The organism is Sporobacter termitidis DSM 10068, assembly GCF_900130065.1.
Classification (GTDB): domain Bacteria; phylum Bacillota; class Clostridia; order Oscillospirales; family Oscillospiraceae; genus Sporobacter; species Sporobacter termitidis.
This window is the reverse complement of the sequence record NZ_FQXV01000001.1, coordinates 266557-280614: the sequence shown is the minus strand read 5'-3', so window position 1 is coordinate 280614 and position 14058 is coordinate 266557. Positions and strand designations below refer to the sequence as shown.

Here is a 14058-nt window from a genome sequence, read left to right as displayed (position 1 = left end):
CAATAGGGTATCTGCCAACTGAAAGGAGGCAAGTATGGCAATCAAGGGAATCGATTGCTCCACAGTCCTGACAAAAACGGACGCCGCGGCGCTTTACGCGCTGGGATACCGCTTTGTCTGCCGGTATCTTGTGCCGGAAAAATACCGCAAGCATTTGTCGGCCGAGGAGGCCAAAATCCTGACGGATGCCGGGTTCAAGCTTCTCTCCGTATTTGAAACAACGGCGGATAGAGCGAAAGGCGGCGCCGCCAGCGGCGCTGAGGACGGCGCGCTGGCGCTGCAGGCGGCGAAGAAAATCAATATGCCCACAAGCGGGATAATATTTTTTGCTGTCGATTTTGACGCTTTGCAAAAGGATATGAATACCGTCGAGGCGTATCTCAGGGCCGCCGCGCAGCAGACGGAGGGCTATAAAATCGGCGTGTACGGCGGCTACGCCGTGGTGGAAGCCATGGCGGCCAGGGGCGCCTGCAGCGGTTTCTGGCAGACCTATTCCTGGTCGGGCGGCAAGATTTCCGAGCATGCCACCGTCTATCAATATCTGAACGGCCAGACGGCGGCTGGAATCAGCGTCGACCTGGATGAGGCCTACAGCGAGGCGGGCCTATGGAATTACAGCGATACGGGGAGTGATTTGAATATGACGATTGACGAGGCGAGGGCATCGCTGACGGAGCTGGACGGCACGGGCGGCGCGCACAGCGCCTGGGCCGAGCAGGCCGTGACCAAGCTCCAGGCGGCGGGCCTCTTCGAGGGAGACGGAAAGGGCAACTTCGGCTGGGAGCAATGCCTCACGCGGGAAGCATTGGCGGAAGTGCTCTATAAAACGCTCGATAAGCTCGGCCTTCTGGATAAACTATAAACGAAATTAAGCGCCCCCTCGGGGGCGTTTAAGACTGTGGATAAACCTGCATGCAGCCCCTTGCCGATAAAGCCCTTTGGGCTTTATCGGCAGCAGTAAACGCCCCTTCGGGGGGCGTTTACTGCAATTTGACATCACCGGGGCGATGCACTATACTGAGCCGGTAGCGGCTGAAACGCCGCTCAGACAAGAAGATTTAACGCCTGTGGATAGATTTTGAGGAGGAGCGCATGACAAAATACGTCCATACAAATATCATCGCCAGAGACAGCGCAAAGCTCATCGCGTTTTACAAGGAGGTCTTCGGATGCCGGAGCATCGGGCAGCAGCGCGAGCTGAAGGGCGCGTGGGTCGACGCCATTACGGGCATCAGGGGCGCTCACATCACCGGGGAGCATCTGGCGCTGCCCGGCTTTGAGGAGAACACCCCGACTCTCGAGATTTTTACGTACGGTGAGACGATCCCCAGCGCCGGCACGGCGATCAACAGGTGCGGACTGGCGCACATTGCCTTTGCCGTAGACGACGTGGCCAAAACGCTGCGGGCGCTTTTAGACGCCGGCGGCGGCGCCGTCGGTACGATGGAAACGGCCACATACCCCGACGGCAGGAAGCTCGATATCGTCTACGCCACGGACCCGGAAGGGAATATCGTCGAAATATTGAAGTGGACGGCGGCCGGGCCGAAGATTCCGCTGTGTACAGGCAAATTCCGCGGCGAGGCATAATATAAATCTCCTATGAATAATCATAGGAGGGTTTGATATGAGCTTTGGAATCGCGCTCTCCGGCGGGGGAGCGCGGGGGGCCGCCCATGTCGGCGTCATGTGCGCGCTGGAAGAAGCGGGCATGCTGCCCTCGTCCGTCTCCGGCACAAGCGCGGGGAGCATCATCGCCGGGCTGTACGCTGTGGGAATGACGGCGGGCGAGATGAAGGAGAAGGTCATCGAGCTGGCAAATAACAGTTCGACGCTTGTGGACGGCGATTACGTCGGTATCCTGGGCTCCATCGTCCAGCTTTTCCGGGGAAATCCGATCAGGTTTTCCGGGTTTTTAAAGGGAGATAAGCTGGAGCGGTATCTTGAGGGGCTGACAGCGGGCAAGAATATCTCCGCGCTGAAAATGCGGACGGTCCTCACCGCCGTCGACCTTTACAGCCGGAAGACGATTGCCTATGTCAATTCCTTAAACGGCGTCAGCCAGATGAAAAACGTCGTCTGGAAGACGGATATCAAAATCAGCACCGCCATGCGGGCGTCCAGCGCCGTGCCGGCAATTTTTCAGCCGAAGCTGATAGACGGCATGTGCCTTGTGGACGGCGGTGTCACGGACGTGGTGCCCGTTGATCTGCTGATCGCCGCCGGCGAGCCGAACGTGCTGGCCGTCGATTTATCGGAAAACTATCCGATGAAGCCGGACGCCAACATCCTTGACGTCTGCACCAACTCCCTGTCCGTCCTGATGGGCTGCCTAAGTGAGTACAGGGCCAGCGGCGAAACGCTCATGATCACGCCGCAGCTGCCCGAATCCACCAGCGTTTTGACCTTTGACGAGATGGTCACGTGTATGGACGCGGGGTACAAGGCCGCAAAAGAGCTGATGCCGAAAATCAAGAGGCTGTTCACGCCGTAATGCGCCGGGTTTTGTCATGAATGCGGTTGACATGGCAGCTTATGGGTGATAAAATAACCCCGTAGTACCGCGGCGGCATAGCCAAGTGTTAAGGCGGGGGCTTGCAGGGCCCTGATCCCCGTGTTCAATTCCGGGTGCTGCCTCCAATCAAAGAAAGAATCGGAGACGTTTGTCTCCGGTTTTTTTTCACGCTGTTGATAAAGCCCTTTGAGCTTTATCCGAATCACGGGCACAGCCGGGGTAGCTTTTGACGCAATGAAAAAGCCTATTGTCACCAAAAACGTAAGATTGGTTGACAATGAGCTTTTTTCCTTTTATACTGAGCAAAGCTTAAGCTGCAGGTGATAATAATGGACTTAAAAGATCAGGTTTTGGAGACTCTGGAAAACAATAAGGGCGGATATGTTTCGGGAAACGAGCTGGCGGACAAGCTGTTCGTCAGCCGTAACGCCGTCTGGAAAGCGGTCAAGGCGCTGCAGGAGGACGGACATCACATCTCGGCGGTAACGAATAAGGGCTACTGCCTGGGCAATGACAGCGACATTCTGTCGAAAGCAAGTATCGAGAAGCATCTCGGACAGCTTGGCGGGCAGTTCAACGTCGAGGTGCGTAAGACGCTGACCTCGACGAACACGGTACTCAAGGAGAAGGCGGCCTCCGGCGCCCCTGAGGGGACCGTCGTCGTCGCCGAAGTGCAGACGGGCGGGCGCGGACGTCTCGGCCGGAACTTCTATTCTCCCGGCGGTACGGGCATCTATTTCAGCGTGCTGCTGCGCCCGAAGGGCAGGGCTGAGGAGGTCACAATGATCACCGCCGCCGCCGCCGTTGCCGTGGCCGAGGCGATCGAGGCCGTGACGGGCGTCGGCGCGGGGATCAAATGGGTCAACGACGTCTACTGCCGCGGGAAAAAGGTCTGCGGCATTCTGACGGAGGGCGCCTTCGATTTTGAGAGCGGCGGCATGGAGTACGCTGTCCTCGGCATCGGCGTCAATGTGACGGCGCCGGATTCGGGCTTCCCGGAGGACATCGCCGATAAGGTAGGCGCGGTCTACGAAGGCGCCGCGCCGGCAGCGGAGGCCAGGAGCCGCCTGATCGCGGAGATCCTGACAAGGTTCGCAGCCTTCTATGAAAGCCTCTCCGGCAAGCGCTTCATCGGCGCGTATCAGGCCCGGTCGTTTGTCGTCGGCCGGGACGTGGACGTCATTGCCGGCGACACTGTGCGGCGGGCCCGCGCGCTCCGGGTGGACGACGACTGCCGGCTTGTGGTCCGGTATGAGGACGATACGGTCGAGGCGCTGTCGTCGGGGGAAGTGAGTATCCGGCCGTACAGCGCATAGTCGGGAAGGACCCGCAGGGATGGGATGAAACTATATAAAAGGATGGATAGTATATGAAAATAAGAAATATGGTCTTCGCGGCGCTGTTTACGGCTGTTATCTGCGTGTTATCTCCGATTCCGCTTCCGCCGGTATTCGGGGTGATACCGCTGACGCTTACGACCTTTGCTATTTACATAGCCGCATCGACGCTGAACTGGAAGTACGGGACGCTCGCCGTCTGCGTTTATATTCTGATCGGTTTGATTGGCGTTCCGGTTTTCTCGAATTTCGGCGCGGGCGTCCCCAGAATCGTCGGCCCGACAGGCGGCTTTATTATCGGCTACATTCCGATGGCGCTCGTGACGGGGCTGTTCGTCGATAAGTTCGAGCAGAAAAGATGGGCATATCCGGTGGCGATGGTGCTCGGAGCCCTTCCACTGTACGCCTGCGGAACCTTGTGGTATGCCGTGAGCCAGCATGTCCCGTTTGCGGCGGCGCTGGCCGCCTGCGTGGTGCCGTTCCTCATCGGCGACGCGATAAAGATCATCGCCGCGTCCGTCATCGCGCCGATCCTGCGCAAAACGCTCAAAAAGCAGCGTGCATAGCCGCCGGCGGCCCGGCATGGTACCGCCATCCCGCAGGGGCGATCTGTGATCGCCTCAGACTGTCGATAAAGCCCTTTGGGCTTTATCGACAAGGGGGTGCATGCAGCGCGCTCAGCCGCGCGCTGCATGAGAAGAGGCACTCCGGAGGCGCATGTCCTCCTGCGTGACGATTTTGAATTTATTTGCCGCTCCGGCGGCAAACTCTGCGAGGCTTTGCCCTCTTCAGGCAGGTTTTTCGACAAGCTGGGCGATCTGTGATCGCCTCTTTTTTCTCTCGCACATATGGATCGAGAGACGGCTTTTATCGCCGGGCAGCTAGGCGGGGGCTCCGGCATGGGTTGTTTCGCGGAGCCAGGCCTCATAGCGGTCCTTCTTTTCAGGGCGGTCGAAAGGCAGGCCATACTGATAGCAGTCGATGACGTCGGCGTCCTTGACGATCTCCTCGACTGGCGTACCGACGACGGTTTTACTGCTGTGGTTTTTGACGGCCAGGGCGATCACGGCGATCTCTTCCGCCGTGAAAAGGCCGGTATTCTTTAAAAACTCCTGCACCGGGAGGTATCCGGCCTCGGCGTGATCCGGCTGTTTTCCGGTAACGATCCGCCCGTAGTCGTGGACGGCGGCGGCCGCGGCGGCAAGCTCGGGGTCAACGCCGCGCTGTAGGGCCAGCAGCCAGGCGACCCTGGCGGAGGAGGCCATGTGCAGGCGCTCCCAGTCCAGCGTCTCGTCGCGCCGGATGGTCGCATCCTGCGCGTCTATTATTTTCAGGAGCTCGATTTGTAATTGTGTGACTCTGTTCATATGGTACCTCCGTTTATGCCCGTTTTCCCCAGGCGACAGGCAGCATGGGCCCGGCCCGCCGGGGAAATGTGTTTTCATCCATCATACATCCGAGACCGTCAATCTTCAAGCCGCCAGTAGCCGCGCTTTGCAAAAATTCCCTCCATATGTTACAATCCGGTATATGTATATCGTAGAGGAGGGGAGCGCGTGGCGGATTTGGCGACGGATATACAGTATATCAAGGGCGTCGGGGAGGCGCGGGCCAAGGGGATGGCGAAGCTGGGAATCCAGACGCTGCGCGATCTCGTTTCTTTTTTTCCGCGCGCCTATGAGGACAGGACGGTCATCAAGCCGATTTCCCTGGCCGTGCCGGACGAGACCGTCTGCATCCGGGCGATGGCCGCCGCGGCGCCGCGGCTGTCTCATATCCGTAAGGGCCTGGACCTCGTCAAGGTCCGCGTCGTGGACGAGGGCGGCGCGATGGACATCACATTTTTCAACCAGAGCTTTGTGAAGGACGCCATCAAGCCCGGCGAGGTATACGTTTTTTACGGGAAGGTGGCCGGCACGGCGCGGCGGCCTGAGATGACGAACCCCGTGTTTGAAAGAGAGACGACCCGCAACGTGACGGGGCGGATCATGCCGGTCTACCGGCTGACGGCGGGGCTGTCGCAGAACATCCTGGCGGGCGCGGCCCGTCAGGGACTGGAGGCCTGCGGCGAGGCGCTGCCGGATTATCTGCCGGAGGCGGTCCGCGAGGGGTACAAGCTGGCCCAGGCGCGGTATGCCTATGAAAACATTCATTTTCCCCTGAGCTTTGAAGCGCTGGAGATCGCGCGGCGGCGGCTGATCTTTGAGGAGCTGTTCATTATTTCCGCCGCCATGGGGGTCATCCGCAAAATAAGGACCGTTAAGCCCGGCCGCGGCCTGAAGGACGCCGATATGGACGTCTTTTACGCCGCGCTGCCCTTTACGCTCACCGGCGCGCAGAAACGGTCTATCGAGCAGGCCGTGTCGGACATGAAGCGGCCCACGCCGATGAACAGGCTGGTGCAGGGCGACGTGGGCTCCGGCAAGACCGTCGTGGCGGCGGCGTGCTGCTGGTTTACCTGGAAGTCCGGCTGCCAGTCGGCGTTTATGGCGCCGACGGAGATTCTGGCCGAGCAGCATTACCGTTCTCTGAGCGCGCTTCTGGAGCCCCTGGGCATCCAGGTCGGGCTCCTGACAGGAAGCATGACGCCGAAGCAGAAGAAAACCGTCCAGGGGCAGCTTCGCCTCGGCGAGCTCGACGTGATCATCGGGACGCACGCGCTCTTGTCGGAGGGCGTGGAGTTTTTCGATCTGGCGCTCGTCGTGACCGACGAGCAGCACCGCTTCGGGGTGGGCCAGCGGTCGGCCCTCACCGCAAAGGGCGATTCGCCCCATGTGCTGGTTATGTCGGCCACGCCCATTCCGCGCACGCTGGCGCTCATCATTTACGGCGATCTGGATGTATCGGTCATCGACGAGCTGCCGCCCGGCCGGCAAAAGGTGGAGACGTACACGGCGGGCGAGAAGCTCCGCCAGAGGACGTATAACTTTATGCGCAAGCTCGTCGGCGAGGGCCGGCAGGTCTACGTCGTCTGCCCGATGGTGGAGGAGAGCGAGACGGCGGACGCGGATTTGAAATCCGCCCAGGAGTATGCCGCAAGACTGCAGCAGGAGATTTTCCCAGATCTGCGGGTGGCCCTCGTCCACGGCCGGATGAAGCCGAAGGAAAAGGAGCGCGTCATGTCGGCCTTTGCCGCCGGCCAGACGGATATCCTTGTGGCGACGACGGTGATCGAGGTCGGCGTCGACGTGCCGAACGCGGCGCTGATGGTCGTGGAGAACGCCGACCGCTTCGGCCTGTCGCAGCTGCATCAGCTCCGGGGCCGGGTCGGGCGCGGCGAGCACCAGTCCTACTGCATCCTGTTCGAGGGCGCCGGCGGCGAGGTGTCGCGGGAGCGGCTCAAGATCATGTGCAGCACGAACGACGGGTTTAAGATTTCCGAGGAGGACCTGAAGCTGCGCGGCCCGGGCGACTTCTTCGGCTCGCGCCAGCACGGGCTGCCGGAAATGCACATCGCCAGCCTTGCCGCCGACATGGACGTTTTGACCACGGCACAGGCTGCAGCGTCGGAGGTGCTCAAGGCGGACCCCGCTCTGTCGCGGCCCGCCAACAAGGCCATGAAGGAGAGAATCGACACCCTTTTCGAGCTCCGGGCGAATACGCTGAACTGATGATGCGGGCGATGTTTTGTCGTAAAGTGGGGAATAAAAATGAAAATTTAGGCAAAAAATATACAAAAGTGTAACAGAATTACTGTAATAGTGACAAAAATAAGACAATTGTGTTGAATTCGACCTTTTTCCCCCTTATAATAAGGCTGACATTTAAACAGTGTTCTATCGATCAATGTTGGCCCTAATGTTAAGCAGCACTGTCGCATAGTGCTGTTTTTTTAAAGTAACCGCCAGGGACAGGGGTGTGAATCCAATGAAAACCGGAGCAAAACGCGCGTCGACGCTTGTGACCGCGGCAGCCGTATTGCTGTCGGCGGCGCTGCTGACGCCGCCCGCGCGTGCCGCGGCGATGACGACCAGCGCGTCGGGCATCGCACTCATCAAGGAATTCGAGGGGTTCCGCAGCCAGGTCTACTGGGATTCGGGCTCGGCGTTTATCGGTTACGGCACCATCTGCAAGTCCTCCGATTATCCCGACGGCATCACGGAGGAGACGGGGGATGCGCTCCTGCGCCAGGCTCTGGCGTCGAAAGAAAATACGGTCAATCAATTCCTGACGAAGTACAACATTCTGCTGACGCAAAATCAGTTTGACGCGCTGCTGGACCTTACATATAACATCGGCACCGGATGGATTAACTCGTCCTATCGCCTGTGCAGCGCGCTGAAAAACGGTATCTCCGGATATTCGGACATGGACATCGTCAACGCCATCGGCACCTGGTGCCACCAGGGGAAGAACGTCGTCGACAGGCTCGTCGAGCGCCGCATCCGCGAGGTGAAGCTTTTTCTCTATAACGATTATACGGGCGCCGACCCGCACGATTACAGGTATCTGACCTTTGACGCCAATGGCGGCAGCATCGACAACAGCATACAGTTTTTTGAATACGGCAAGCCCTACGGCAATATCGAGGCGCCGTCCATGAGCGGCTATACATTTGCCGGCTGGTTCACAGATGGCGGGACCGGGATCACCGCACTGACAACGGTGTCTCAGAATCTGGCGGTCACGGCGTCCTGGTCGTCCGGCGGCGTGCCGGTGCCAAGCGGTGTGTTTTCAGATGTGGCGTCGGGGGACTGGTTTTATACGTACGTGACCGACCTGGGTGCCGGGAACGTTATCACGGGGCTGCCCGACGGCACGTTCCGTCCGCTGGACACCGTCACCGGCGGGGAGGCGCTGAAGCTCATTCTGCTGGCCGTGGGGTTTGCGCCGCAGCCCGCCGCCAACGGCAGCTGGGCCGGCGGCTATCTGACGCTGGCCATGTCGAAGGGCATTGTCAGCCAGGGAGAGATCGCCGATCTTAACGCGCCCGTCAACCGCCAGCTGATTGCCCATATCGCCGCCAAGGCCGTGGGCCTGCCGTCCATAGACACGCCGGAGACGACGTTTGCGGATACGTCGGACGGCTTCGTACTGGCGCTGTATCACGCCGATATCATCACCGGCAGCAGCACCGAGTCGGGCAGCCTCATGTATTACCCGCAGAACAGCATCACCCGCGCCGAGCTCAGCGCCATCGTCTGGCGGATGTACAATTTGGGCATCGGGCAAAGCTGATAACGAATTTAAACCGCCGGGCGCTGCTGATGCGCTTCGGCGGTTATTTTGTGAAAAGTAAGGTCAAACCACCGGCTTAGCTGAGCCGGTGGTTTAATCTTTTGAATTGAGACCTTTTTAGCGATGCCGGCGTGACTATGGCTGATTGCCAAGAACAATGCCGCCATCGGCGTTGCGGGTTACGGGGACTCCGGTTTCAGGATAAGTCAGTATGACTGTGTAACTGCCATCCTCAAATTCTGTCATCGTCAGTGTTGCGCCGTTTTTGACCTTTTCCAGCTTGTCCTCATAATCACTGCGGTCACGCTCCAGCGAAGCTGCCGAATATTCGCCCTTGCTGACCAGCTCCTGGGTTTCGGCAAGCTTTTGTTCCACCCAGGCCTGATATTCTTCATAGGTCATAACCCGGCTTACGCCGATACCTTTATCACTGTCATGGAGCTCAACCGATTTATCGGCCGCAGCTGCCTGCCCGAAAGCAGCTTCGGCACCGTTTGTTCCCGTGTCCTCCCATAAGGTGTCAAGGTACTGCCGGGCTTTTTCAAAATCGCCCTTGGTGGGATCGAGCGGAAGATCAAATACCAGGTTGACGCCCTCAAAATCGGGGTTCGGAGCAACAAGGCCGCTAGCTTCATCATAGTTGTACGCCTCGGTGCTATAGAAATCAGTAGAACTGACAATCAGCTCAAGGCCCCGGTCGGCAAACATCTCCAGACTGTCGCAATCGATTAAGCGATACATGACGCCGTCTGCCACGCAGGCCGAATATCCGCCGTTCATGCTGGCGATATTATAAAGCCAGGGCTTTTGTCCCTTGATCAGCGGAGAGACAAAAAAGGGCACATTATCAAAGTCCTCGTCACTGGTGTCGGGCATAGAGCCGTCTTGCTTTGCAATCGCGACTACCGCGTAGGATTTTGCAGTATCTACCGCGCTGTCCAACGCTGTGAGTCCTTTGCCGGATACAATGCCCAGAAAGGTCACATCATACCCGCCCTGAGATTTTGTTTCATTGACCAGCAAGGCATCATTACTGCGAAAGGCTTCCGCTAAAGCAGGAGACTCCAGCCTGTCCGCAACATCTGAGGGCGAGAGGAAATACCAGGCCGCAAATGCGGTGGTAGCGAACACAAAGACAATAACGGCAATGACGGCTGCGCTGAAAGAGTGTCGTATAACGGATTTCTTCAAAACAGGTTCCTCCTTGATCCATTCATATTTTACTTTTTGTACTAACTCCGGGGAAGGGATTTCGGCACTGCTCAAGGCCTTTTTAAGCAGTAGATCTACACTGTAATTTTTACTTTTCATAATCAATCGCAGCCAATCCTTTCTCAACAAGTTTCCGCGCTTTGAACAGCCTGCTTTTGACTGTACCGCTCGGAAGTTTCAGGGCCACGGCAATGTCCGTTATGCTCATTTCAATGGTATAGTATAGGATAACGGGAATTTTGAATTTATCCGGCAAAGCCTCAACCAGTTCGCGGACAATGCGGGTTTCTTCCTGCGCCATAAAACGCTCTTCCATATGTAAGCCGGCGGCGTTGTTTTCATCCAGCGTTTCAACGGGGGCCAGCCGTTTGCGGCGGGCATACTTGCGCTTCCAGCTTTTCCAGATATACAGCGACGTGGAAAAGAGAAAACCTTTCGGATTGTCCGAAGCGCTAAGCTTGGGCAGTTGTTCAAACGCTTTTAAGAATGTTTCCTGAAATAAATCGTCCGCATCCTCTTTGGAATAAGTAAGGCTTCGGCAAAACCTGTAAATCGAATCGCTGTGCTCATCCACCAGATCCGCAAACATATAACGCGGCGGTGTTTGTTGAATTTTTATTGCGGACCGTATTTCCAAGCCTGACCTCCTTCCTGAATCCTATACACCTGTCAATAGTCACGAGATGTCAATTGGTTCATTTTTGAATAATAATTTTTTAAAGCCTGCTTATATAAAATAACAGATAGAAACAGCAAAAATCCATGTGCGGCTTCAGGACCTGGCGCATGGATTTTAATTGTTTCGGCTGTTTTGATGAAATATTTTCGGCGCGACGGTAAAAATTTATAGCACTTCGATATTGCATTTCAAAATCACGGGACTATAATAATGACCGAATTGGTCATTCGGTCATTTTGAGGAGGCGTTCTATGTCTGATAAAGAGACAAAAAAAGCGGAAATTGTAAAGGCGGCAAAGGAATTGTTCACGAACTTCGGATACAAGGCTGTCAGCATGGACAGCATTGCCGAGCGCGCCGGTGTGGCGAAGGGCACGCTGTATCTGTACTTTAAGGATAAGGAAGCGCTGTTTTACTATTTGCTGGAGGAATTCATCGGCAAATTCGACGTGCTGCTCCGCCAGATCATGAGTAAGGACCTGCCGCTTGTGGACGAGATCGTCGAGGTCATTTACACCATGTTGACGTACAGGAAGAAGCAGAAGTTCCTGTTCAAGGTTATGACCGAGGCGCGCGATATGAAGATCGCCATCGCCAAAAACGGCGTTAAAATGATCGACGATCAGATCGCGGCATATCTGAAAAGCCGGCTCGACAGCATTGTCACCGACAAGCTGAATCTGGAGATCATTGCCTTTGTCATCATCAGGAGCTACGGCGCGCTGGCGTTTGAGTGGGAGGAATTCCATGAGCCGCTCGACGAAAGAAAGATATCACAATCCATCGGCGTTATTTTCGGCGGGCTGCTGACGGCGGCAGAGAACAAGGAAAGGGCATTAAATGAAAACTAAAAAATCCGGGCGGATTATGAAGGTCGCCATCATTCTGGCCGTTATCGTTATTCCGCTGGCGTACAGCTTATTTTATCTGGGCGCGTTCTGGGACCCCTACGGAAGACTCAGCCAGCTGCCGGTGGCCGTCGTCAACGAGGACAGCGGGGCCGAGGTGAACGGCGCGGCGCGGAATTTCGGCAGTGAGCTGGTTGACGAGTTGACGCGGGACAATGAGATCAAGTGGGTCAAGACGGACGCCGTGGGCGCATCCGGCGGCCTTAACGGCACGCAGTATTACGCAGTGATCACGATCCCGGACAATTTCTCCAGGGACATCGCCAGCGCCGACACGGCAGATAAGCATGTCGCGCGCATTACATATTCCGCCAACGAAAAGCGGAACTTTCTGGCCGCGCAGATTTTAAACCGCGCCGTCCTGCAGCTGGAGGAGAAGCTGGAAACCAAGGTCGACGAAGAGATCACGTCGCAGCTGACCGACAAGCTGCGTGAGGTCCCGTCGCAGCTGCGGGAGCTGAGCGACGGCCTCGGCGATATGTCGGACGGCGCGGCGCGGCTGGACAGCGGCCTTGCCGAGCTCAAAAAGGGCCAGAACGATCTGGCCGCGGGCGCGGGCGCGCTGGACGGCGGGCTGGGTAGGCTGCTGGACGGCTCCGAAACGCTCGACCGGAGCATCGCCGCGCTGCACAGCGGGATCGCCCAGACGAAAAGCGGCGTGAAGAGCGCCATGTCTGCAATGAGCGGCGCCGCCGGCCAGACCGCGTCGCTGACGGAGGGGATGCAGCAGCTCGTTTCCGGCGCGCAGCAGGTTTCCGACGGGCTCAGTAAGGCCTCGGGCGGTGCCGCGCAGCTCTCGGACGCCGTATCCTCCAAAACAAGCGGTATCCCGGCGCTGGTGGGCGGCATCGACGCCGCGGACGACGGCGCCGGCAAGCTTGAGGCCGGCGTCGGCAGCTATGTGGACGGCGTGGGGGCGCTGCTGGACCAGGAAAACGCCCTGATGACGCAGCTGAGCGCCATTGAAACGTCGCCGTCCATGACGGACGCACAGAAGGTGGCCGCTGTCGGGCAGCTGCTGCAGGCGGCGTTGTCTCCGGATAACCGGCAGCAGCTGCAGCAGCTCGCGCAATCGGGGAGCGCGCTCAAGTCCGGCGCTGCCGCTGTTGCGGCCGGTACGGCGCAGCTGAAAGCCGCCGAAGGGTCGCTGTCGGATATGCAAGGCAATATCGCTGAGCTGAGCGCGGCGCTCAAGCAGCTCAGCGGCGGGGCGGCGCAGGTCTCGGGCGGCGTTAACGCGCTGCAGAAGAAAGCGGGGGCGCTCTCCGGAATTTCCGACAGCATGAGCGCGCTGACCGGCGCTTTGGATCAGCTGGACAGCGGTTCCCGGCAGCTGTATGACGGGGCACAGGCGTTGACAGCGGGTCTCGCGTCGGCCAAAGAAGGCGCCGACCGGGTCGCCGCCGGTGCAACGCAGCTGCAGGACGGCACGACACAGCTGCAGGACGGCGCCAAAGCACTGTCTGACGGCATCGGGACGGCAAAAAGCGGCGTGGACGATTCTATCTCCACGGCAAACGACGACCTGAAAGCGGCGGACGGGCTGCCGGCCTTTGCCTCGAATCCCGTGGACATCACCGAGAGCCCGGTCAATCCCGTCCCCAACTACGGCACGGCCTTTGGGCCCTACTTTATCTCCCTGTCGCTTTACGTGGGCGCGATCATCATGTTCGTCGGCATCTATCTGGACAGCGACGAGAAGATCCCGATGCTGTCGCGGGATTCCGGGCGGCGGTTTGTGCGGGTCGGTGTGTTTGCGCTCATCGGCGTCGTGCAGGCGGTGGCGCTGGCGCTCATCGTGCATTACGGCTTGGGCATCAAGCTGGCCGCCCCCGCGGCGTATTATCTGTCGTGCATTTTGGTCTCCATGGTGTTTATCTCCATCGTCGAGTTTTTCATGGTCTGCCTGAAGGACGCCGGCAAATTCCTCTCGCTCCTGCTCCTCATCCTCCAGCTGACCTCCTGTGGCGGCACCTTCCCGATGGAGACTGTCCCGAAATTCTTTAATGTGCTCTATCCGTTCATGCCGATGACCTATTCCGTCACGCTGTTCAAAGAGACGATCAGCGGCTATGACGGCAAATCGGCCCTGACCTCGGCACTGATCCTCGCGGGTATCGGCATCTGCTTCACCGTGCTGACGATGCTGTTTTCCGTGGGCGGGAAAGTCAAGCAGAAGCGCCTGGCGGCGGTGACCGCAGCCGAAAACGCCAACTGAATACAGATGAA

At 58.1% G+C, this 14058-nt stretch carries 12 protein-coding genes and 1 tRNA gene; 10 read left to right on the top strand and 3 right to left on the bottom strand.

Translation table 11 applies throughout. From position 1 onward, the window contains the following. Positions 1 to 34: 34 nt before the first annotated feature. The 6 genes from BUB60_RS01325 to BUB60_RS01300 all read left to right on the top strand — a co-directional run bounded on the left by BUB60_RS01325 (position 35) and on the right by BUB60_RS01300 (position 4418). Positions 35 to 862 (top strand): DUF1906 domain-containing protein, encoded by an 828-nt coding sequence (locus BUB60_RS01325; protein WP_073075834.1) that lies wholly within the window; start codon positions 35 to 37, stop codon positions 860 to 862. Between the two features lie 230 nt (positions 863 to 1092). Then, positions 1093 to 1590, top strand: a complete 498-nt coding sequence (locus BUB60_RS01320) for a VOC family protein (RefSeq protein ID WP_073075833.1) — start codon at positions 1093 to 1095, stop codon at positions 1588 to 1590. A gap of 37 nt (positions 1591 to 1627) precedes the next feature. Further along, entirely contained in the window at positions 1628 to 2494 is an 867-nt protein-coding gene (locus BUB60_RS01315) for a patatin-like phospholipase family protein (protein WP_073075832.1), read from the top strand. Positions 2495 to 2565: 71 nt separating this feature from the next. After that, positions 2566 to 2640 (top strand) — tRNA-Cys (locus tag BUB60_RS01310). A 204-nt stretch (positions 2641 to 2844) separates the two neighbouring features. Continuing rightward, positions 2845 to 3831 (top strand): biotin--[acetyl-CoA-carboxylase] ligase, encoded by a 987-nt coding sequence (locus tag BUB60_RS01305; protein ID WP_073075831.1) that lies wholly within the window; start codon positions 2845 to 2847, stop codon positions 3829 to 3831. A gap of 53 nt (positions 3832 to 3884) precedes the next feature. Next, positions 3885 to 4418: a biotin transporter BioY gene (locus tag BUB60_RS01300; protein WP_073075830.1), complete on the top strand. Its 534-nt coding sequence runs from the start codon at positions 3885 to 3887 to the stop codon at positions 4416 to 4418. Between the two features lie 315 nt (positions 4419 to 4733). On the opposite strand, the gene BUB60_RS01295 is transcribed toward BUB60_RS01300, so the two are convergent. Further along, entirely contained in the window at positions 4734 to 5219 is a 486-nt protein-coding gene (locus tag BUB60_RS01295; RefSeq protein ID WP_073075829.1) for an HD domain-containing protein, read from the bottom strand. A 189-nt stretch (positions 5220 to 5408) separates the two neighbouring features. Between BUB60_RS01295 and recG the strand changes: the two genes are divergently transcribed. Continuing rightward, a complete protein-coding gene (gene recG, locus BUB60_RS01290; protein ID WP_073075828.1) occupies positions 5409 to 7463 on the top strand; it encodes an ATP-dependent DNA helicase RecG in 2055 nt (684 codons plus the stop codon). Between the two features lie 256 nt (positions 7464 to 7719). Further along, positions 7720 to 9030: a glycoside hydrolase family protein gene (locus BUB60_RS01285; protein WP_073075827.1), complete on the top strand. Its 1311-nt coding sequence runs from the start codon at positions 7720 to 7722 to the stop codon at positions 9028 to 9030. A gap of 135 nt (positions 9031 to 9165) precedes the next feature. Here the strand turns inward: BUB60_RS01285 and BUB60_RS01280 are convergent, their stop codons facing one another. After that, the gene (locus tag BUB60_RS01280; protein ID WP_084726155.1) at positions 9166 to 10341 is read right to left on the bottom strand and encodes a hypothetical protein; all 1176 of its coding nucleotides are present in this window, start codon (positions 10339 to 10341) and stop codon (positions 9166 to 9168) included. Then, the gene (locus BUB60_RS01275) at positions 10331 to 10879 is read right to left on the bottom strand and encodes an RNA polymerase sigma factor (RefSeq protein ID WP_073075825.1); all 549 of its coding nucleotides are present in this window, start codon (positions 10877 to 10879) and stop codon (positions 10331 to 10333) included. The genes BUB60_RS01280 and BUB60_RS01275 overlap by 11 nt, the downstream gene beginning before the upstream one ends. A 293-nt stretch (positions 10880 to 11172) precedes the next feature. Between BUB60_RS01275 and BUB60_RS01270 the strand changes: the two genes are divergently transcribed. Both BUB60_RS01270 and BUB60_RS01265 read left to right on the top strand, forming a co-directional pair. Continuing rightward, positions 11173 to 11772 carry a TetR/AcrR family transcriptional regulator gene (locus BUB60_RS01270; RefSeq protein ID WP_073075824.1) on the top strand — a complete coding sequence of 200 codons (600 nt, stop codon included), beginning with the start codon at positions 11173 to 11175 and terminating at the stop codon, positions 11770 to 11772. Next, complete coding sequence (locus BUB60_RS01265; protein WP_073075823.1) at positions 11762 to 14047, top strand: YhgE/Pip domain-containing protein; 2286 nt, start codon at positions 11762 to 11764, stop codon at positions 14045 to 14047. Before BUB60_RS01270 ends, BUB60_RS01265 begins: the two co-directional genes overlap by 11 nt. Positions 14048 to 14058: the final 11 nt, after the last annotated feature.